At 67.1% G+C, this 20314-nt stretch carries 17 protein-coding genes; 1 reads left to right on the top strand and 16 read right to left on the bottom strand.

Annotated elements, in window-relative coordinates; genetic code table 11:
- Positions 1-18 precede the first annotated feature (18 nt).
- From ftsZ to ftsW, 9 genes are all read right to left on the bottom strand, one after another.
- Complete coding sequence (gene ftsZ, locus CFP68_RS14235) at positions 19-1725, bottom strand: cell division protein FtsZ (protein WP_099827607.1); 1707 nt, start codon at positions 1723-1725, stop codon at positions 19-21.
- Positions 1726-1897: 172 nt separating this feature from the next.
- Positions 1898-3232, bottom strand: coding sequence for a cell division protein FtsA (gene ftsA, locus CFP68_RS14230; RefSeq protein ID WP_099827606.1), 1335 nt, complete (start codon positions 3230-3232; stop codon positions 1898-1900).
- 1 nt (position 3233) lies between these two features.
- On the bottom strand, positions 3234-4112 hold the full coding sequence (locus tag CFP68_RS14225; RefSeq protein ID WP_099827605.1) for a cell division protein FtsQ/DivIB: 879 nt from the start codon (positions 4110-4112) through the stop codon (positions 3234-3236).
- The gene (locus tag CFP68_RS14220) at positions 4100-5032 is read right to left on the bottom strand and encodes a D-alanine--D-alanine ligase (protein ID WP_099827604.1); all 933 of its coding nucleotides are present in this window, start codon (positions 5030-5032) and stop codon (positions 4100-4102) included. The genes CFP68_RS14225 and CFP68_RS14220 overlap by 13 nt, the downstream gene beginning before the upstream one ends.
- Positions 5033-5083: 51 nt before the next feature.
- The gene (gene murB, locus CFP68_RS14215; RefSeq protein ID WP_099827603.1) at positions 5084-6028 is read right to left on the bottom strand and encodes a UDP-N-acetylmuramate dehydrogenase; all 945 of its coding nucleotides are present in this window, start codon (positions 6026-6028) and stop codon (positions 5084-5086) included.
- Positions 6029-6038: 10 nt separating this feature from the next.
- Positions 6039-6293: a DUF2484 family protein gene (locus tag CFP68_RS14210; protein ID WP_099827602.1), complete on the bottom strand. Its 255-nt coding sequence runs from the start codon at positions 6291-6293 to the stop codon at positions 6039-6041.
- Positions 6294-6357: 64 nt separating this feature from the next.
- Positions 6358-7755, bottom strand: a complete 1398-nt coding sequence (murC, locus tag CFP68_RS14205; RefSeq protein WP_099827601.1) for a UDP-N-acetylmuramate--L-alanine ligase — start codon at positions 7753-7755, stop codon at positions 6358-6360.
- Positions 7756-7774: 19 nt separating this feature from the next.
- Positions 7775-8911: an undecaprenyldiphospho-muramoylpentapeptide beta-N-acetylglucosaminyltransferase gene (murG, locus tag CFP68_RS14200; RefSeq protein ID WP_277621464.1), complete on the bottom strand. Its 1137-nt coding sequence runs from the start codon at positions 8909-8911 to the stop codon at positions 7775-7777.
- A gap of 1 nt (position 8912) precedes the next feature.
- Positions 8913-10079, bottom strand: a complete 1167-nt coding sequence (gene ftsW / locus CFP68_RS14195; protein WP_099827600.1) for a putative lipid II flippase FtsW — start codon at positions 10077-10079, stop codon at positions 8913-8915.
- Positions 10080-10243: 164 nt separating this feature from the next.
- Between ftsW and CFP68_RS14190 the strand changes: the two genes are divergently transcribed.
- Entirely contained in the window at positions 10244-11437 is a 1194-nt protein-coding gene (locus CFP68_RS14190; RefSeq protein ID WP_099827599.1) for a BaiN/RdsA family NAD(P)/FAD-dependent oxidoreductase, read from the top strand.
- A gap of 101 nt (positions 11438-11538) precedes the next feature.
- On the opposite strand, the gene murD is transcribed toward CFP68_RS14190, so the two are convergent.
- From murD to rsmH, 7 genes are all read right to left on the bottom strand, one after another.
- Entirely contained in the window at positions 11539-12951 is a 1413-nt protein-coding gene (murD, locus tag CFP68_RS14185; protein WP_099827598.1) for a UDP-N-acetylmuramoyl-L-alanine--D-glutamate ligase, read from the bottom strand.
- 145 nt (positions 12952-13096) lie between these two features.
- Entirely contained in the window at positions 13097-14182 is a 1086-nt protein-coding gene (gene mraY / locus CFP68_RS14180; RefSeq protein WP_099827597.1) for a phospho-N-acetylmuramoyl-pentapeptide-transferase, read from the bottom strand.
- A gap of 3 nt (positions 14183-14185) precedes the next feature.
- Complete coding sequence (locus CFP68_RS14175) at positions 14186-15667, bottom strand: UDP-N-acetylmuramoyl-tripeptide--D-alanyl-D-alanine ligase (protein ID WP_099827596.1); 1482 nt, start codon at positions 15665-15667, stop codon at positions 14186-14188.
- A complete protein-coding gene (locus CFP68_RS14170) occupies positions 15664-17163 on the bottom strand; it encodes a UDP-N-acetylmuramoyl-L-alanyl-D-glutamate--2,6-diaminopimelate ligase (protein WP_099827595.1) in 1500 nt (499 codons plus the stop codon). Before CFP68_RS14170 ends, CFP68_RS14175 begins: the two co-directional genes overlap by 4 nt.
- A 12-nt stretch (positions 17164-17175) precedes the next feature.
- A complete protein-coding gene (locus CFP68_RS14165; RefSeq protein ID WP_099827594.1) occupies positions 17176-18966 on the bottom strand; it encodes a peptidoglycan D,D-transpeptidase FtsI family protein in 1791 nt (596 codons plus the stop codon).
- Positions 18963-19313 (bottom strand): cell division protein FtsL, encoded by a 351-nt coding sequence (ftsL, locus tag CFP68_RS14160; protein WP_099827593.1) that lies wholly within the window; start codon positions 19311-19313, stop codon positions 18963-18965. The genes CFP68_RS14165 and ftsL overlap by 4 nt, the downstream gene beginning before the upstream one ends.
- A complete protein-coding gene (gene rsmH / locus CFP68_RS14155; protein ID WP_099827696.1) occupies positions 19310-20311 on the bottom strand; it encodes a 16S rRNA (cytosine(1402)-N(4))-methyltransferase RsmH in 1002 nt (333 codons plus the stop codon). The genes ftsL and rsmH overlap by 4 nt, the downstream gene beginning before the upstream one ends.
- Positions 20312-20314 lie beyond the last annotated feature (3 nt).

The raw sequence follows: 20314 nt of genomic DNA, 5'->3' as shown, positions 1-20314 counted from the left end.
GCTGAATGTGACCCTGCGTCAGTTCGCTTGACGCCGCAGGAAGGCCGGAATTTCGATCCGTTCCTGTTCCGCGCTCAGTTCCGGGTCTTCGATCCGGTTCGACTGGGGCGCTTCGCGACGGACCTGCGGCGCAGCCGAAGATGCCTTGGCGCGCGCCGTCGACTGGGCATCGGGGTGCCCGGTCATCCGGTTGATCAGCGAATTGATACCGAAACGCGGGCGCTCGCCTGCGGCGGCCGCCGGACGCTGCCCCTGCTGGGGTGCGGCATTCTGGGCCGGACGCTGCTGACCCGGCTGACCCGGTGCGCGCTGCACCGCGGCCTGAAGGCGTGCCATCGCCTCGGGCGACGGGGTGCCGGCGCGGGGTGCGCGGGGGGCGACGAACTCCTCGGGATCGGCATTGGCGGTGCGGTGATCGTGAGCCGCGGGCGCGGTGCGCTGCGGCTGATAGGCCGGGGGCGGCATGTCGTCGGCGCCCTGCTCCATCGGTTCGCCGAACAGGTCCTGATCGTCCTGCGGTGCGTCGCGACCCGGCATCATGTCGGCGAAGAAATCGTCAACCTCGTCGGCTTCCGGTTCGGCCTGCTGCGGTTGCTGACGGGGTTGGAACCGGGCCACTTCGGCCTGCGGCGCCGGTGTCGGTGCCGTGCGTGCCGCCGGTGCCGCGGCAACGGGCGCCTCGGGCTCTTCCAGGGTGGTCGTGGTCTTCAGCGGTGCCGACATGCGGCGGCGCGGCACCGGCATTTCGGTCTGCACGTCCGACACGTCGATGCCGGTGGCCACCACGCTGACGCGCATGCGGCCTTCCATACCCTCGTCCAGGGTCGACCCGACGATGATGTTCGCCTCGGGATCGACTTCCTCGCGGATGCGGTTGGCGGCTTCGTCCAGTTCGAACAGGGTCAGGTCATGGCCACCGGTGATGTTGATCAGAACGCCCTTGGCGCCGCGCAGCGAGATTTCGTCGAGCAGCGGGTTGGCGATGGCACGCTCGGCGGCTTCGACCGCGCGGTTCTCGCCCTCGCCCTCGCCGGTGCCCATCATCGCCTTGCCCATCTCGTCCATCACGGCACGGACGTCGGCGAAGTCCAGGTTGATCAGGCCCGGACGCACCATCAGGTCGGTCACGCCCTTCACGCCCTGATACAGCACGTCGTCGGCCATCGAGAACGCTTCGGTGAAGGTGGTTTTTTCGTTGGCCAGACGGAACAGGTTCTGGTTCGGGATGATGATCAGGGTATCGACCATCTTCTGAAGCTGCTCGACGCCCTCTTCGGCCTGCTTCATCCGCTTCGAGCCTTCGAACTGGAACGGCTTGGTGACAACGCCCACCGTCAGAACGCCAAGCTCGCGCGCGGCTTGCGCGATGATCGGCGCCGCACCCGTGCCGGTGCCCCCGCCCATGCCGGCGGTGATGAAGCACATGTGCGCGCCGGCCAGGTGGTCGACGATCTGCTCGATGCTTTCCTCGGCGGCGGCGGCACCCACGGACGGACGTGCGCCCGCACCCAGACCTTCGGTGACCTTGATGCCCATCTGCACCTTGGCGGGCGCAAAGCTCTGCTGCAGGGCCTGCGCGTCGGTATTGGCGACCACGAACTCGACCCCGTCGAGTTCCTTTTCGATCATGTTGTTGACCGCGTTGCCACCGGCACCGCCGACGCCGAACACGGTGATCCGGGGCTTCAGTTCATCCTGTTCGGGCATCATGAGGTTCAGTGTCATTTTCGGTGTCCGCCTGTTTTACTGCCCGCTTACGGGGCTTTCCGCCTTGATATGGTCCGATTCTACCGTTTTCCGGTCCATACGTCACCCGAAAAACACTTATTTATAACAAAATCTGGCCTGCGTTGAAGCACGTTAAGCGGGATTTCGCCAAGCCCGCAATATCTGGGGGTTACCAGTTGTCCTTAAACCATTTCACGGCCCGACGCAGTGATCTCTGGGGATAAGTGTCGGCCGGAATCTGGAAATCCCACCATTCATCCTGCGGGTTCGCCGCGAACAGGCACAGACCGACCGCGGCGGCAAAGCCGGCGCCCGTCGCGGCCTGCGGCAGGCCGGTCACGCGCAGCGGCCGGGCGATGCGCACCTGCTGCCCCAGGATCTTGGGGGCCAGGGTGTCGAGGCCGGGGATCTGCGACGCGCCGCCGGTCAGCACGATCTGCTGGCTCGGCAGGTGTTCGAACCCTGCGCCGTCCAGCCGCACGCGCACCTCTTCCAGGATTTCCTCGACCCGGGGGCGCATGATGCCGATCAGTTCGGCACGCGACACGGTGCGCCGGTCCAGATCCCAATCGCCGGTCTCGCCACCGATCTCGATCAGGTCGCGGTCGTCCATACCGGTGGCCACGACGCCACCATGCACCGTCTTCAACCGCTCGGCCGTGGCCAGCGGCACCTGAAGGCCCTTGGAAATATCCGACGTCACCTGATCACCGCCCAAGCCAACGGCGTCGGCATAGATCATGTGTTTCTTCATGAAGATCGACAGGCCCGTCGCGCCACCGCCCATGTCGATGCAGGCGGCGCCCAGTTCCTGTTCGTCCTCGACCAGTGATGAACACCCGGCGACATAGGCCGACGAGGCCAGCCCGGCCAATTCCAGATCGCACCGCTTGATGCAATACAGCAGGTTCGAGATGACGTTGCCGTCCACCGTCAGCAGATGCATGTCGCAGGCCAGCGTCTGGCCGATCTGGCCGCGCGGGTCGGCCATGCCCGACCGGTGATCCAGTGCGAAGTTCACCGGCTGTGCGTGCAGCACCTCGCGGCCTTCGCCGAAATCGGGCATGTCGCAGGCGGCCATGACGCGGGCGACGTCCTGTTCGCTGACATGGTTGCCCTCGATCTCGACCTGACCGGCCAGCCCGTAGGAGCGGGGTTCGCCCCCGGCAAGGCAGGCGATGACGTGATCGACCCGGACATTCGCCATCTTCTGCGCCGCTTGAACCGCGGTGCGGATCGCGCTTTCCGTCTCGCGCATGGCGTCGATTTCACCGAACCGCACCCCGCGCGAACGGGTGGTGGCGGCGCCGATGACCCGGAAACTGCTCTGGCCCGCGAGGGACTTCACGCCGTCGCTTTCGCGGAACGTTTCCGGCCCGTCGAAGCGCAGCACGAGGCAGGCGATCTTGGACGTGCCCACGTCGAGGATCGCGATGACACCCCGCTGCATGGCGGCCCGCCGCATGGCCCGCATGGCGCGCTGGGATTCGTAGAGGTCCTTCATGTCAGTCGTCTCCCAGTTCCAAAGCCCTGATTTCGCGCATCCGTTCGCTGGCGCTCTCGCCCAGCCGGAGTGTCGGTCGGCGCGGATTGCGCATGTCGACCACTTGCACCTCGCGCGCCAGAAGATCCTGCGCCTGATCCAGCGCGATCACCTGTTCCAGCGCCGGAACCGGCGCCGTTTCCGGCAGCCGGATCGCCTGTCCGTCGTCCAGCACGATGTCCCAGCGCCGCTTGCCGACCCGCACGAGACCGCGCAGATCGTCAGCCAGCGGGGCGGCGGCGGCGAACAGTTCCAGCGCCTCGTCGATCTCGTCCTCGGCGCCGGCCCCCGCGATCAGCGGCAGGTCGGGACGCGCGAACCGCGCGCCCAGCGGCGCCACGCGGATGCCCGAGCGGTCCACCAGGTCCAGCGCGTTGCTGGTGCGCAGGATCGCCACGGGGATCCGCTCGACGATCGCCACCTGCAGCACGCCACCGGGCCGCACCCGCATGTCGACCCGCGCCACGGCCGGCAAGGCGGCCACGTCCGAGCGCATGCGCGTCAGGTCCAGATCGAACGACGACACCGGAAAATCGACCGGCAGAACCTCGCGGATGTCATCGGCCAAGCCAGCCGACGCACCGTCGATCGCCATCAGCCGAACCATGAATTCAGGGCGCTCGCGCACCGTCGACTTGATATCGTCCACCAGCATCGCGATTCCGTCGCGCCGCCCCTGGTCGGAGAGATACAGCCCGACCGCCGCCGCGACACACAGCGCCGGCAGCCCGAAACGCAGCGCGCGTCGCACCGTCGGGCGCAGCATCAGCCGGTGCATCCGGTAGTTCAGCCGCGACGGCGCGGGATCGCGGCGCGGCGGGCTGTGTTCTATCTGTTGCATGAGGCATCCTCGACCATCCAGCGGCACAGCGCGCCGAACGTCATCCCCGCATGGGCCGCCTGTTCGGGCGCCAGCGATGTGGGCGTCATGCCCGGCTGCGTATTGGTTTCCAGCAGGATCAGCCCGTCCAGACCGCGGCTTTCGTCCCAGCGGAAATCGGTGCGGGTCAGGCCGCGGCAGCCCAGCGCCTCGTGGGCGCGCAGGGCGTAATCCAGGCACGCACTGTGAATCTGTTGCGGCACATCGGCAGGGATGACGTGGCGCGAGCCGCCGACCTTGTATTTCGCGTCGTAATCATACCAGCCGTCGGTGATGATATCGGTAACACCCAGCGCGCGCGCCTCGGTGTCGGGGCCGGCGCCCAGCACCGTGGTGGTCAACTCGCGTCCCGGCGCGAAGCGTTCGACCATCACCCATTCGGGCATCGTATCGGCCAGTTTCGGCGGCCCGTTCGCCACCTCATGCACCAGGTAGACGCCGACGCTGGAGCCTTCGTTATAGGGCTTCACCACATAGGGGGGATCCATGACATGGCTGGCCATGACGTGCCGCGATTGCGCCAGAAGCGACGGCACCACAGGCAGACCCGCTTTGCGGAACATGTCCTTGGAGCGTTCCTTGTCCATGGCAAGGGCCGAGGCCAGCACACCTGAGTGGGTATAGGGGATGCCCATCCACTCGAGCAGACCCTGGATGCAGCCGTCTTCGCCCCAGCGGCCGTGCAATGCGTTGAAGACGACGTCGGGCGACACGGCGGACAGGGTCGCGGGAAGGGTGCGATCCGCCTCAAGCGTGACCACCTCGAATCCTTCATCCCGCAGTGCGGCCGCGCACTCGTGTCCCGAAGACAGGGAAACCTCGCGCTCTGCCGAGGGTCCGCCCGATACGACCGCCACCTTGGGGTTTGTCCTGCTCGACATACCCGCCACTTATCGCCCCACACATGGCCTGTTGCGACCATTTGTTGTTATTTACGTGTCTTGTTTTGTATCAGCGATCGTGTCCCCGACCCGCATGATTTCCCACTCTAAACGAATCCCGCTGTTTTGGAAGACCTTTTCGCGCACCTCTTCGCCCAGACCTTCCAGGTCGGCGGCGGTGGCGTGATCGGCGTTGACCAGGAAATTGGGGTGTTTCGGTGACATTTGTGCGCCGCCGCGCCGATGGCCGCGCAAACCGGCGTCGTCGATCACTTTCCACGCCTTCAGATCATGGGCATCGTCGGCCTGTCCGGTGCTGGAATAGCCGGCGGGGTTGCGGAATGTCGATCCGGCGGTGCGGTCTTTCGTCGGCTGGGTCGCGTCGCGTTTCGCCAGTTGATCGGCCATCTGCGCATGCAGCGCGTCGGGATCGCCCGGCGCAGCGCGGAACGTGGCCGAGGTCAGGACCGCGCCCTCGGGCAGCGTGCTGAAGCGATAGGCCAGCGCAAGGTCGGCGGGCGTCAGGGTGACGACGGTGCCGTCGCGCAGGACCGCATCGGCCGACACCAGGTGGTCGGCGACGTAACTGCCATAGCATCCGGCGTTCATGCGCACCGCGCCACCGATACTGCCGGGGATGGTGCGCAGGAAGGTCAGATCCCGGCCGCCGTCTGCGGCGCGGCGCGCGACATGGGCATCCAGTGCCGCCGCCCCCGCCGTGACCGTGTCGCCATCGACCGTGATCGTATTGAACCCGCGCCCCAGCCGGATCACCACGGCGCGCAATCCGCCGTCGCGCACGATCAGGTTCGATCCGACCCCCATGGGAAATACCGCAACATCGCCGGGCAAGGCGGCAAGGAAGGCGCAAAGGTCATCACGATCTGCAGGTTGGAACAGCCAATCCGCGGCCCCCCCCACCCGAAGCCAGGTCAGATCGGCCAACGGCCGGTTGGCCATCAGCGTGCCGCGCACGTCCGGCAGGTCATACACCATCGTCAGCCCCCTATTGCGTTGACGACACGCGCCGTTTCAGCCACCGGCCCAGATGCATCACCGGCCAGCGCAGGACCGAAACGCCCCCCGCCAGCAACAGCAGACCCACCCATGGGCCGTGTTGCGAGGTCGCGAACCCCAGAAGCGGAATACCGCAGACGATCAGCGCCCACGCCAGCGGGCGATGGTTGTGCCGGCTGGGAAAGAGCGCCCCCAGATTGGCGGCGATGAACCAGAGGCACGCAAGGATCAAGGTCAGCGGCATGGCGCGCCCCCTTGCATCTGTCGACGGCACGTCGAGGTCCGCGAAAGCCGCGGCAGTCTGCGCCTCATCTACCCAGCCGTTCGGGCAGATTGTTGGCCCAGGTGCTGATCGTGCCGGCGCCGAGGCAGACCACCATGTCGCCCGGGCGCGCCTGTTCGCGCACCAGCCGCTCCAGATCGTCTTCGGAAACGATGGCGCGGGCGTGGCGGTGGCCGTGGCGGATCAGGCCCGCCACCAGATCGTCACGCGACGCGCCGGGAATCGGGTCTTCGCCCGCGGCATAGACATCGGCGATGGCGACGACGTCGGCCTCGTTGAAACAGGCGCAGAAATCGTCGAACAGCGACGACAGGCGGGAATAGCGGTGCGGCTGATGCACCGCGATCACCCGGCCCTCGGTGGCCTGGCGCGCGGCCTTCAGCACCGCGGCGATTTCCACTGGATGATGGCCGTAATCGTCGATGATGGTCACGCCGTTCACCTCGCCCACGCGGGTGAAGCGACGGTTGACACCACCGAACGCGGCCAGCGCGCGGCGGATCTCGTCATGGCTCATGCCCAAGTGCCGCGCCACCGCCACCGCCGACAGCGCATTCGAGACGTTGTGATCCCCCGGCATCGGCAGCGCGCAACCTTCGATCACCGCATCCTCGGCCTGAAGCACGATGTCGAAACAGGCGACGCCACCCTTGTAATGCAGGTTGATCGCCCGCACGTCGGCCTGCGCGTTGAAGCCGAAGGTGACGACGCGGCGGTCGGTGATCCTGCCCACCAGCGCCTGCACCTCGGGGTGGTCGGTGCAGCAGACGGCAAGGCCATAGAACGGGATGTTCGAGACGAAATCCAGGAACCCCTGGCGCAGGGTGTCGAAATCGCCCCAGTGTTCCATGTGTTCGGGATCGATGTTGGTGACGATGGCGATGGTTGCCGGCAGGCGGTTGAAGGTGCCGTCGCTCTCGTCGGCCTCGACCACCATCCATTCGCCCTGCCCCATGCGCGCATTCGATCCATAGGCATGGATGACGCCGCCGTTGATCACCGTCGGATCGATGCCGCCCTCGTCCAGCAGGGCCGCGACCATGGTGGTCGTGGTCGTCTTGCCATGGGTGCCGGCCACCGCGATGTTCGATTTCAGCCGCATCAGTTCGGCCAGCATCTCGGCCCGCCGCACCACGGGCAGCCCGCGCGCCCGGGCCGCGTCAAGCTCGGGGTTGCCCGGCTTGATCGCGGACGAGATCACGACAACCTCGGCCCCGTCCAGGTTTTCCGCGGCCTGTCCGACCATCACGTTTGCGCCTAGCGTTTCCAGCCGCTCGGTGATCGCGCTGGCCTTCAGATCGGACCCCTGCACGGTATATCCGTGGTTCAGCAGCACCTCGGCGATGCCCGACATGCCGATGCCGCCGATCCCGACGAAATGGACCGGCCCCAACTGGGTCGGCAATTTGGTGGCAGCGTTCATGGCGGGTTCTCTCGGTATGTCAAACATCGGTGCGGTCCTTGGTCCGTTCGGGCGATAACAGGGATTCGATCAGCGCGACAAGGCGATCGGTGGCATCCGGCCGCCCCAAGGCGGCAGCGGCGGCGGCCATTTCGCGCGCGCGCTCGGGGTCGGTCAGGATGGCGCGGACCTCATCGGCCAGCGCGGATGCGGTGAACGCGGGCTCGGGCATCAGGATCGCGGCGCCCGCATCGACCAGACCACGCGCGTTGGCCGTCTGTTCGTCGCGGATGGCGGCGGCCAGCGGCACCAGAATCGACGGGCGCCCGATGATCGACAGATCGGCCATGGTCGACGCGCCCGACCGGGTAATCACCAGTTGCGCATCGGCGAACCTTTGCGGCGCGTCTTCGAAAAAGGGCTGCACGTCGGCCTTTATTGCGGCGGCGGCATAGGCGTCGGTCACGCGCTGGTGATCTTCGCCGCGGGCCTGATGCGAAACCCGCAACGTCGCGCGCAACTCATCAGGCAGCGACGCCAGCGCCGCCGGTACCACGTCGGACAGGATCCGCGCGCCCTGGCTGCCGCCCATGACCAGAACATGGCGCCCGGCCTCCGATGGCGCGACATAGGGCGCGCCCAGACGATCGAGGATCGCGGCGCGCACCGGGTTGCCGATATGGATGCCCTCGACCCCGGCCGGCAGGTCGGTCGGCCACGTCCCACAGGCCACGGCATCCACACGGCGCGCAAACAACCGGTTGACCCGGCCCAGAACCCCGTTCTGTTCATGGATCACCCGGGGCAGTTTCAGCATGTCGGCGGCCAGCAGGGCCGGAACCGAGGGATAACCGCCGAAGCCCACCACAGCGGCCGGCCGTTCGCGCAGCATGGCACGGCGCGCCGCCGCCGCCCCGGCCAGAATGCGGAACGGCGCCGCGATCTTCGCCGCCAGACCGCCGCGCGCGAAGGTCGCGGCACTCACCTGCCGGATCTCGACCGCGTCCGGAAAGCCACCGACATAGCGCGCACCGCGCGCATCGGTCGACAGTTGCACCCGGTATCCGCGCGCCAGCAGCGCCTCGGCCAGGGCCTGGGCGGGAAACATGTGTCCGCCGGTGCCGCCCGCCGCCAGAACGATCAGCGCACCGGGCGGGTGTTGGTCGGCTCGCGCCACCCTACCGCCCCCGCGAGATCAGGATATCGCCGATCTCGCCCTGGGGTCGTGTGCGTGTGAAGGCCAGCAGCATTCCGACGGCGATCCCGCCCGCGATCAGGGACGAGCCGCCATAGCTGACGAACGGCAGCGTCATGCCCTTGGCCGGCAACAGGCGCACGGCGACGCCCATGTTGATCATCGCCTGCACGCCGAAGATGCAGGCCAGCCCCGTGCCGGCAAGACGGATGAACGGATCGCGCTCGCGCATCAGCCGGATCAGCGACCGCACGACGATCGTGGCGTAAAGCGCGATGATCGACAGCACCAGGATCAGGCCGTATTCCTCGGCCGCGACGGCAATGATGAAATCGGTGTGCGCATCGGGCAGCGACCACTTGACCTGCCCCTCGCCCACGCCGACGCCCAAGAAGCCGCCCTCGCGGATGGCGTCGGTGGCATAGCCAAGCTGGGTCGTCGGATCCAGGTCGGCCGACAAAAAGCCGTCGATCCGGCGCGCGAAGTGCTCCGAGTTGTTATAGGCCACCGTCCCGGCAAGGATCACGGCCAGCGCCAGGCCCACCAGCAGGACCATGGGCGCGCCGGCCACGAAATACATCACGCCCCAGGAAAACATCACCAGACAGGCTTGGCCGAAGTCGGGCTGCATCGCCAGGAAGCCGACGACAGCCACGCACATGACCAGCGACATGGACTTGCCCGGCGGGCCGCCCGGCTCCTGCGACGCGGCGAACATCCAGGCGGCGACGACGATGAACCCGGGCTTCAAAAACTCGGACGGCTGGACGCTGGCGAAGCCCAGCGAATACCAGCGCACCGCGCCCTTGCCGAAATCGGTGCCGAAGATCGGCAGCAACGCCAGCGCGCCGAACGCGCCGAGGAACCCCAGAACCGCCAGACGCCGCACCAGTTGCGGCGACATGAGCGTGGTCAGCCAAAGCGCCAGCAGGGCGGCCGAGCCGAAGATCGCCTGTCGCTTGACGTAATGGAACGGTTCGAACCCGTTGCGCGCGGCCAGTGGCGGCGAGGACGCAAGCCCCAGAAGCAGGCCGATGCCGAACAACAGCAGGATGCACGACAGCGACCATCGATCGATCGTGTTCCACCAGCGTGGAAGAATCGGTTCGCCGCCCTGCACGTGAACCGTGCCATAGACCATTTCCGTCATGGGATGTGCCGCCTACTGCTCTGTCTTGCCCGTTTGCCGGGTCTATCCCGAACCATAGCGCGCAATTCATCCCGGTGCCACAGTTTTTCCACACCTCCGCCCTCGAAACCTGTCGAAGTGACGCGCCCCCTTGTCCCGGCGCACGAGCCGTGGTGTCAGGAGCCATGGAGCGTTTCGATACCCTCATCCTCGGCGCCGGCGCGGCGGGCCTGATGTGCGCGGCACGATGCGGCGGTCGCACGCTGGTGATCGACCACGCCCGCGCCCCTGGCGAGAAGATCCGCATCTCCGGCGGCGGCCGCTGCAACTTTACCAACCTGCACACGGAACCGCGCAATTTCCTGTCCGACAATCCGCATTTCGCCAAATCGGCGCTCAGCCGCTATACCCCGCAGGATTTCATCGACCTGGTGAACCGGCACGGGATCGGGTGGCACGAAAAGACGCTGGGCCAGCTGTTCTGCGATCACAGCGCGAAAGACATCGTCGCGATGCTGCTGGCCGAGATGACCCGGGCGGGCGCCGAGCTTTGGTTGCGCACCGCGGTTGACGGGATCAGCCATGACGGCACCGGCTTCACCGCCCGCCTGTCGCGCGAGGGGGCGACGCGCGAGGTGGCCGCGCGCAACCTGGTACTGGCCACCGGCGGGAAATCGATCCCGAAAATGGGCGCGACCGGCCTGTCTTACACGCTGGCGCAACAGTTCGGCTTGCGGATGACGCAAACCCGCCCGGCCCTTGTGCCGCTGACGTTCGGGGCCGACGTCATGGCCCGGTTCGCGCCGCTTGCCGGGGTGGCCGTGCCGATCCGCATGACATGCAACGGCGCCAGCTTCGACGAAGCGATGCTGTTCACCCATCGCGGCCTTTCGGGGCCGGCGGTGCTGCAAACCTCGTCCTATTGGCGCGACGGCGACACGGTCGACATCGATCTGCTGCCGGCACGGGACGCGTTCGCGGAATTACGCCAGCGGCGCGCCGCGGCAGGGCGCAAGGCGGTCGCGACCCATCTGGGCGATCTGCTCCCGGCGCGGCTGGCGGCACATCTGGCCGCGACCATGGAGGTCACCGGCAATCTGGCCGACCAGCCCGACAGCCGCCTTCGCGAGATCGCCGATGCCCTGCACCGCTGGACCCTGCGCCCGTCCGGCACCGAAGGATACCGCACCGCCGAGGTCACCCTGGGCGGCATCGATACCCGCGATCTGGACAGCCGCACCATGGCCGCACGGCGGGTGCCGGGCCTTCATGCCATTGGCGAAGTGGTGGACGTGACCGGCTGGCTGGGGGGGTATAATTTCCAGTGGGCATGGGCATCGGGCCACGCTTGCGGCACAGCGATCGCGGCGCGGCAATAGCGATGTCGCCTTCGGCGAGAGTATTTCAAGCAAGAAAAAACCAAAGACGCGCCCGGATTTTTCTTGCTCCAAATACTCCCGCGCGGAGCGCTTCGACCGGCTCAGTCGTCGCGCGGCCCGATCAGGCGTTGCACCGCGGCAACGAAGGCTTCGCCGCGCTTTTCGAAGTTCGCGAACTGATCGAAACTGGCCGCGGCGGGCGCCAGCAGGACAGTATCGCCAGGCTCGGCATCGGCGGCGGCGCGGATCGTCGCGGTGTCGATATCCTCGCAGATCTCGTGGGGCGTATCGCCCAGTTGCAGGGCGAAGTCGCGGGCCGAGTGGCCGATGAGATAGGCCTTGCGCACGTCGCCGAGATAGGGGGCGAGGGACGCGATGCCGCCGTCCTTGCCAAGCCCTCCGGCGATCCAGCGGATCTTGCGGAACGCCTTGAGCGCCTGTTCGGCGCTGTCCACGTTCGTCGCCTTGCTGTCGTTGACGAAGCGCACGCCGTCCTTTTCGCCCACCGTCTGGCTGCGATGGGGCAGACCGGCAAAGCTGTGGAACGCCTGTTCGATGGCGCGCGGCGCAAGGCCCAGCGTGCGCGCGACGCCGTAGGCGGCACAGGCGTTCTGGTGGTTGTGGGTGCCGGGGAGGCCCTTGATGTCGCGCAGATCGACGGTGGCGATCTGGCGGTGTTTGCGCGTCTCGGTCAGGAATCCCTTTTTTGCCTGCACGCTCCAGCCCGGCCCGGTCAGCTTGCGCTCGACCGAAATCCGGATCAATCGGTCGTCGGCGGCGGTTTCGACCATCTGGTTGGCCATGTATTGGCCCTCGGGTTCGTCGACGCCGATCACCGCGCGATCCGGCCCGCCTTCGGCGAACAGGCGGCGCTTGGCCGCGAAATACCCGCCAATGCCGCCGTGGCGGTCGAGGTGGTCGGGCGAGAGGTTCGTGAACACGGCCACATCGGGCGTCAGGGCGCGCGCAAGTTCGGTCTGGTACGAGCTGAGTTCCAGCACCACCACCCCGCCGTCGCCCGGCGGATCGATGTCCAGCACGCCGCGGCCGATGTTGCCGGCCAGCTGGCTGGTCCGGCCGTTTTCGATCAGGATGTGGTGGATCAGGGCCGAGGTTGTCGATTTGCCGTTGCTGCCGGTGATCGCCACGATACGCGGTGCGCTGTCGTATTGATCCCAGTCGCCGGCCGCGAGCGAGCGGAAGAATAGGCCGATGTCGTTGTCGACGGGCACGCCCGCCTCCCAGGCGCGGGCGATGATGCGGTTGGGTTCGGGATAGAGGTGCGGGATGCCGGGCGAGACGATCAACGCCGCGATCCCGTCGAAGGCCTCGGCCCGCGTCAGGTCGTGCAGGGTGAGCCCGCCCTCCTCGGCGGCGGCGCGGGATTCGGGGCTGTCGTCCCAGCACAGGGCGTGCGCGCCGCCCGCCTCCAGCGCACGCGCGCTGGCAAGGCCCGAACGGCCGAGCCCCAGCACGGCGACCTTCGCATTCTCGTAACCCCTGACCGGTATCATGATGCCCCCCTTGGTTTTCCGTCCTGGTAGCGCGTCAAAGTGGCGCGTTCCAGCGCGCGCTGCCTCTTCGATGGTGGCGCATGGTGTCAAAGCGCGGAGTGAGTATTTTCGGCAAGAAAAAACCGCGCGGCCGCTTTTGCGGGCGTCAACGCAGCTTAAGCGTGGCCAACCCGATCAGTGCCAGAATCAGGGATATGATCCAGAAGCGAATCACGATCTGCGGTTCGGCCCAGCCGCGTTTTTCGAAGTGGTGGTGGATCGGCGCCATGAGGAACACGCGCTTGCCGGTGCGCTTGAAATACAGCACCTGGATGATGACCGACAGCGCTTCGACCACGAACAGGCCGCCGACGATGCCCAGCACCAGTTCGTGCTTGATCGCCACCGCGATTGCACCCAGCGCGCCGCCCAGGGCCAGCGATCCGGTATCGCCCATGAACACGGCCGCCGGGGGCGCGTTGTACCACAGGAACCCGAGCCCCCCGCCGATCAGGCCCGCCGTGAAGATCAGCAGCTCGCCGGTGCCGGGCACGTAATGCACTTCGAGGTAATCGGTGAAATCGACCCGGCCCACGGCATAGGCGATAACGCCAAGCGTGCCCGCCGCGATCATCACCGGCATGATCGCGAGGCCGTCCAACCCGTCGGTCAGGTTCACCGCGTTGGCCGCGCCGACAATCACGAACATCGCGAAGGGGATGAAGAAATAGCCGAGGTGCAGCAGCACGTTCTTGAAGACCGGAACCGCCAGATTGTAGCTGAGGTCGGGCGGATGATGCCAGGCCGCCCAGATCGACGCGGCGGCGGCGATGGCAAAACCGATGGCCAGACGCGCCTTGCCGGACAGGCCGGCGTGGGAGTTCTTGGTCACCTTCGAATAGTCGTCGGCAAATCCGATCAACCCGAAGCCGACCGTCACGAACAGCACCATCCAGACATAGGGATTGTCGAGCCGCGCCCAGAGCAGGGTGGAAAACACCAGCGCCGACAGGATCAGCAGCCCGCCCATGGTGGGCGTGCCCGCCTTGGCGATGATATGGCCTTCGGGGCCGTCGGTGCGGATCGGCTGGCCGTTGCGCTGGCGGCGGCGCAAAAGATCGATCAGGGGGCGTCCGAAGACGAACCCGAAGACCAGCGCGGTGAAGAAGGCCGCTCCGGCGCGGAACGTGATATAGCGGAAGAGGTTGAAAACATCCCCGCCGTCAGAAAGCCCGGTCAACCAATACAGCACCTGTTACGTCCCCTTGCGGGCGCCCGGCCCATCGTTGTCGTCCGGCACCCTGCCGGTATCGGGCGTGCGATGGCCCAATTTGCGGATCGCGTCAACAACAAGGCTGACCTTGATGCTCTTGGATCCCTTGACCAGCACGATGTCGCCCGCATCCACCAGATCACGCGCGCGGCTCGCAAGATCGGACGCGCTTTCGACCCATCTGCCGCGCATGTGTTCGGGCAGGCTGTTGAACAGCGGCTTCATCAGGGGGCCGACGGCATGGATCACGTCGATCTGGCGGAGGCTGTCGAGATCGCCCAGTGCCAGGTGCATGGCACCCGCGTCGGGCCCCAGTTCCAGCATGTCGCCAAGGATCGCGATGCGCCGTCCGCGCGCGATGCGGCCAGTGTTGTCGGTGGGCGTGCTGTCGGCCAGCACCTCGAGCGCGGCGGCCATCGAGGCCGGATTGGCATTGAAGGCGTCGTCGATGAGTTCGATGCTGCGGTGCGGCTCGGCCGGATCCAGCACGATGGTTTCTCGGGTGCCGCGCCCCTGTGGCGGGTGCCAGCGCCCGATGTCGCCGGTCAGCCGTCCGAGGTCGGCGCCCACCGCCTCGGCCGCGGCGATGGCGCCCAGAGCGTTCATCGCGAAGTGCTGCCCCCCGGTCATCACCTTGAACAGCAGCGCCTCGTCGCCATGGTGCGCCTGCACCACCGTGGTACCGGCCGCCGGCCTGGCCGAGGCGAGGCGGAACATCGCCGCCGGATCGGCCCCGAAGCCGATGACACGCAGACCGGCGCGTTCGGCGGCCGCGGTCAGGATCGGCGTCTGTGGCAGATCGAGGTTCACGATGGCCGCACCGCCCGGGGCCATGCCCGAGAAGATCGCCGCCTTTTCGCGGGCGATTCCGTCCAGGTCATCGAACGCCTCAAGATGGGCGGCGGCGATGGTGGTGATGAACCCGACATCGGGCGCGGCCATGGCCGAGAGCGGCGCGATTTCGCCGGGGTGGTTCATGCCGATCTCGACGATGGCGAAATCGGCGTCGGCGGGCATCCGCGCCAGGGTCAGCGGCACGCCCCAGTGGTTGTTGTAGCTGGCTTCGGCGGCATGGGTGCGACCCTGGGGCGTAAGCAGGGTGCGCAGCATCTCCTTGGCCGAGGTCTTGCCGACGGAACCCGTGACAGCGATCACCTTCGCCGTCGTGCGGGCGCGGGCGTGGCGCCCCATGGCGACAAGCGCGGGCAGCACGTCGTCGACGATCAGCAGGGGCGCGTCGGCGCCGACACCGTCCGGCACCCGCGAGACAAGCGCGGCTGCCGCCCCCTGCGCCAACGCCTGTGCGACGAAGTCGTGGGCGTCGCGCTGGTCCTTCAGGGCTACGAACAAATCGCCCGGTTGCAGGGTGCGGGTATCGATGGACACGCCGGTTGCCTGCCAGTCACGGGTCGTGCGGCCACCGGTGGCGGCAACGGCCTCGGCCGCGGTCCAGAGCGCGCTCATGCGGGGTATCCGTCGAGGGCGGCAACCGCGACGCTGGCCTGTTCGACGTCATCGAAGGGGAACACGTCATCACCCACGGTCTGGCCCGTCTCGTGCCCCTTGCCCGCGATCAGCAGCGCGTCGCCGGGTTGCAGCATGTCGACCCCGCGCAGGATGGCTTCGGCGCGGTCGCCGACCTCGATCGCGTCGGGATCGGCGTCGAGGATCTGCGCCCTGATTTCGGCCGGGGTTTCCGTTCTGGGGTTGTCGTCGGTGACGATCCGCACATCGGCGTATTTCGCGGCCTCGGCCCCCATCAGCGGGCGTTTGCCCCGGTCGCGGTCGCCGCCCGCACCATAGACCACGATCAGACGGCCCATGACGTGGGGGCGCAGGTTCGACAATGCCGTGGCCAGCGCATCGGGGGTGTGGGCGTAATCGACGAAAACCGCCGCGCCGTTGTCGCGCGTCGCGGCCAGTTGCATGCGGCCGGGAACCGTAACCAGGTCGGTCAGGGTGTCGAACACGCGCGCGGGGTCTTCGCCACAGGCAATGACCAGACCGGCCGCGGCCAGGACGTTCGCCGCCTGAAAGCCGCCGATCAGGTTCAGACGCACCTGTCGCACCGCGCCGTTCCACGAAAACCGCAGATCCTGGCCCGTCACGTCAAACCGCTGACCCAGGATGCGCAGCGCTGCGGTGTCGCCCTGCCCCACGCGCAGCACATCCTGGCCGCGCGACTCGGCGATCAGCGCCATGTCGGCGCCGCGCGGATCGTCGATGTTGATCACGGCGATGGCGTCTTCGGGCAGCACGCGGTCGAACAGTCCGGCCTTGGCCATGAAGTATTCATCGAAGTCCGCGTGATAATCCAGATGGTCCTGGCTGAAGTTGGTGAAGGCGGCCGCCGTCAGACGCACGCCGTCAAGGCGGCGCTGGGCCAGACCGTGACTGGACGCCTCCATCGCCACATGGGTGATGCCCGACGCGTCCAGTTCGGCCAGCATGGCGTGCAGCGTGATCGGTTCGGGCGTCGTGTGGCGCAGCGGCGCGCGATAGGCGCCCTCGACCCCGGTGGTGCCGAGGTTCACCGCTTCTTCGCCCAGCGCCTGCCAGATCTGGCGCGTGAAGGTCGCGACCGACGTCTTGCCGTTGGTGCCGGTTGTTGCCGTGATCGTGCCCGGCTGATGTTCGAACCACAATGCGGCGGCATAGGCCAGGGTCTGGCGCGGATCCTCGGCCACGATCAGCGCGGCGTCCGATGCGGCCAGCGCGTCGGCCGCCAGCGCGGCACCGTCGCGGTCGGTCAGGATCGCCGTCGCCCCCTGTTCAAGCGCGGTCTGAACGAACGTGGCGCCATGGACGCGGACCCCCGGCAATGCGGCGAACAGCGTGCCGGGGCGCACCTGTCGGCTGTCGACGGCCAGATTGGTGATCCGGGCCTCGCGCCCCTGGGCGGCGGTCAGCCCCAGGCCTGCCAGGGTTTCGGTGCGCCCGTTGCCGTCGTGTTCGCCCATGTCTGCCTCGCCTCACTCGGATGATGTGAGTGTTAACGCGGATACGTCCGACGTTTCAATGATCGGCGGAAGCCCCAGAAGCGGCGCGGTGCGGCGGATGACTTCCGCCGCCACGGGAACGGCCGTCCAGCCGGCGGTGCGCTTGGGCTTGTCACCCGAGGTGTCCGCCGCCTCGTCCATCGACACGATCAGGACGTATTTGGGGTCCGACACCGGGAACACCGAAGCGAAGGTGTTGATGTTCTTTTCGGCATAATATCCGCCGTTCGGCTTGGGTTTTTCCGCCGTGCCGGTCTTGCCGCCCACCTCATAGCCCGGAACCGCGCCGAAGCTGGCGGTGCCGCGCACGATCACCTGGCGCAGCATTTCGCGCGACGCGGCCGACACCGCTTGGGACACGATCCGCGGACCGGGTTCGACCGTGCGTTGCTTGAGCAGCGTCGGCCGGACCAGCGTGCCGCCGTTCAGAAGCGATGAATAGGCCGCCGCCAGGTGCAGCGGCGACGCGGCGATGCCATGGCCATAGGACGCGGTGATGGTCGAGATCTCGCTCCAGTTCGACGGATAGATCGGCGCCGCCCCCGGCGCCTCGACCAGTTCCACCGGCGTCGCTTCGAGCAGGCCGAGCTGCGCCATGAATTCCTTCTGGCGGGTGTTGCCGATGCGCATGGCCAGCCGCGCCGTGCCGACGTTGGACGATTTGACGATGACGTCGGTGACCGACAGCTTGGGGCCATAGTTGTGGTTGCGGTATTCGCGAATGGTGAATTTGCCCCACCGCATCGGCGCGTCGGCGTCGACCATGGTTTCCGCCCCGACCAGCCCCAGTTCCATCGCCTGCGCCGTCGTGAAGATCTTGAAGGTTGAACCCAACTCATAGACCCCCTGCACCGCGCGGTTGAACAGCGGGCTGTCGGCGGGGTCACCCTTGATCAACTGGCGCGGGCGGTCGTTGGGGTCGAAGTCGGGCAGCGACACCATCGAAACGATCTCGCCGGTGTAGACATCCATCAGAACCGCCGCGGCGCCCTTGGCGTTCATCAGCTTCATGCCGCCGTAAAGCACCTCGCGCATGGCCGATTGCACCGTCAGATCGATCGACAGTTGCAGCGGCCGGCCCTCTTGCGCGGGGTCGCGCAGATAATCGTCGAACGCCTTCTCGACACCGGCCACGCCGATCACCTCGGCCGAATGGACACCCTCGCGCCCGAAGGTGGCACCGCCCAGAACATGGGCCGCAAGCGCGCCGTTCGGGTAAAGCCGCATCTCGCGCGGGCCGAACAGCAGGCCGGGATCGCCGATGTCATGCACCGCCTGCTTTTGCTCGGGGCTGAGCTTCTTGCGGATCCACAGGAACTTGCGCTTGCCCGAAAAGTCCTTCAGCAGTTTCTCTTCGTCCATCTCGGGAAAGATCGCCGCCAGCTCCTTGGCCGCCTTGGCCTTGTCGATCATCAGCGGCGGCTGGGCATAAAGCGAATGGGTGAACATGTTCGTGGCCAGGATCCGGCCGTTGCGGTCGGTGATGTCCGATCGTTGCGCGACGATGGCCGCGCCGCCGGCCTGGGCACGGGGTTCTTCCGGCACCGATGCCGCCAACAGGCCCATCCGCGCGCCGATGACGCCAAAAGCGCAGAAAAACACCACCGAAAGCACCAAAAGCCGCGTTTCCGCCTGCAACCGGTCGCGGTCGCGGTGTTCCTCGCGGCGCAGACGCAGGTTCTCGGCCTCGATCGCATCGGGGTTTTCGCCGGTTTCGCGCGCTTTCAGGATACGCGCCAGCGGGCGCAGCGGGGTGCGGATCATGGCTGCTGCTCCTCTTCGCCACTGGTCAGAACGGTGCCTTGCAGATCGAACGGCACGGCGCGCACCGGAAAGGCGATCTGATCGACGCGGGCGAATTGTTCAGGGGTCAGCGGCAGCAACCCCAGGCGTTCGAAATTCAGCCCGGCCAGATCGCGCAGACGGTCGGGACGGTTCAGATAGGCCCATTCGGCCCGCAGGATCGCAATGGCTTCGCGCCGCTTGCCGATCTCGCCCTGAAGCCGCTCGACAACCCGCAAGGATTGCTGGGTCTTGTAGTTCTCCTGATAGGCCCAGAACGCCAGCCCCATGACGGCCATGGCCGAGAGGATGTATAAAATGGATTTCATGTGCGACGATCCCCCAGATGGTCGAATTTCGGCAATCCCAGCGCGCCACGATCCACCGGGCCGGCCGGTGCGTCGGTGCGGGTTGCCACCCGAAGGCGGGCCGAACGGGCGCGCGGGTTCTCTTCAAGTTCGCGGTCGTCGGGGCCGATGGCCTTGGACAGCCGCTCAAAGCGCGGCGCGTCGGCCTCGGTTTCGGGCAGGTGGCGGTTGGCCCGCCCGCCCCCACCGGACCGCGCACTCAGGAACCGCTTGACGACGCGGTCCTCGAGCGAATGAAAGCTGACGACAGCCAGGCGACCGCCCGGCTTCAGCGCCCGTTCCGCGGCCTCGAGGCCGGCGACCAGTTCGCCGAACTCGTCGTTCACGGCGATGCGGATCGCCTGGAAGCTGCGGGTGGCCGGATGGCTCTGCCCCGGTTTGGCCCGCGGCAGGCAGCCTTCGACGATCCGGGCCAGGTGGCGCGTCGTCTCGATCCGGCCCTCGGCGCGGATCTTGACGATGGCCCGCGCGATCCGGCGCGAGGCACGTTCCTCGCCGTAATGAAACAGGATCGACGCCAGCGTTTCCTCGTCGGCGTCGTTCACCAGGTCGGCGGCCGACGGCACGTCGCCGCCCATCCGCATGTCGAGCGGTCCGTCCTTCTGGAACGAAAACCCCCGGTGGGCCTGGTCCAGCTGCATCGAACTGACCCCGAGATCCAGAACCACGCCGTCCAGCGGCGCATCCGCATAAGTGTCAAGCTGGCCGAAGGTGCCCTCGACCATGTGCAGCCGGTTGCCGTAGGCGCCGGCCCATTGTGCGGCCATGGTGAAGACGGCCGGATCGCGATCCACGCCGATCACCCGGTCCGCGCCTGCGTCCAGCAGGCCACGCGCATAGCCGCCAGCGCCGAACGTGCCGTCAAGCCACACGCCCGAGAGTGGCCCGAGCACGTGAAGAAGCGGGCGTAACAGCACGGGAACATGTGGTTTCTTGGGGTTTTCAGGAGCGCCGGACATCAT

The sequence above is a fragment of the Oceaniglobus indicus genome, assembly GCF_002751875.1.
Lineage (GTDB): Bacteria > Pseudomonadota > Alphaproteobacteria > Rhodobacterales > Rhodobacteraceae > Oceaniglobus > Oceaniglobus indicus.
Note: the sequence above shows the minus strand (reverse complement) of the source record. Positions and strands in the feature narration are given on the sequence as shown.

Coding starts and splice junctions, on each gene's coding strand:
- ftsZ (WP_099827607.1), bottom strand. CDS start 1,725: ATGACACTGAACCTCATGATGCCCGAACAGGATGAACTGAAGCCCCGG.
- ftsA (WP_099827606.1), bottom strand. CDS start 3,232: ATGAAGGACCTCTACGAATCCCAGCGCGCCATGCGGGCCATGCGGCGG.
- CFP68_RS14225 (WP_099827605.1), bottom strand. CDS start 4,112: ATGCAACAGATAGAACACAGCCCGCCGCGCCGCGATCCCGCGCCGTCG.
- CFP68_RS14220 (WP_099827604.1), bottom strand. CDS start 5,032: ATGTCGAGCAGGACAAACCCCAAGGTGGCGGTCGTATCGGGCGGACCC.
- murB (WP_099827603.1), bottom strand. CDS start 6,028: ATGGTGTATGACCTGCCGGACGTGCGCGGCACGCTGATGGCCAACCGG.
- CFP68_RS14210 (WP_099827602.1), bottom strand. CDS start 6,293: ATGCCGCTGACCTTGATCCTTGCGTGCCTCTGGTTCATCGCCGCCAAT.
- murC (WP_099827601.1), bottom strand. CDS start 7,755: ATGAACGCTGCCACCAAATTGCCGACCCAGTTGGGGCCGGTCCATTTC.
- ftsW (WP_099827600.1), bottom strand. CDS start 10,079: ATGACGGAAATGGTCTATGGCACGGTTCACGTGCAGGGCGGCGAACCG.
- CFP68_RS14190 (WP_099827599.1), top strand. CDS start 10,244: ATGGAGCGTTTCGATACCCTCATCCTCGGCGCCGGCGCGGCGGGCCTG.
- murD (WP_099827598.1), bottom strand. CDS start 12,951: ATGATACCGGTCAGGGGTTACGAGAATGCGAAGGTCGCCGTGCTGGGG.
- CFP68_RS14175 (WP_099827596.1), bottom strand. CDS start 15,667: ATGAGCGCGCTCTGGACCGCGGCCGAGGCCGTTGCCGCCACCGGTGGC.
- CFP68_RS14170 (WP_099827595.1), bottom strand. CDS start 17,163: ATGGGCGAACACGACGGCAACGGGCGCACCGAAACCCTGGCAGGCCTG.
- CFP68_RS14165 (WP_099827594.1), bottom strand. CDS start 18,966: ATGATCCGCACCCCGCTGCGCCCGCTGGCGCGTATCCTGAAAGCGCGC.
- ftsL (WP_099827593.1), bottom strand. CDS start 19,313: ATGAAATCCATTTTATACATCCTCTCGGCCATGGCCGTCATGGGGCTG.
- rsmH (WP_099827696.1), bottom strand. CDS start 20,311: ATGTCCGGCGCTCCTGAAAACCCCAAGAAACCACATGTTCCCGTGCTG.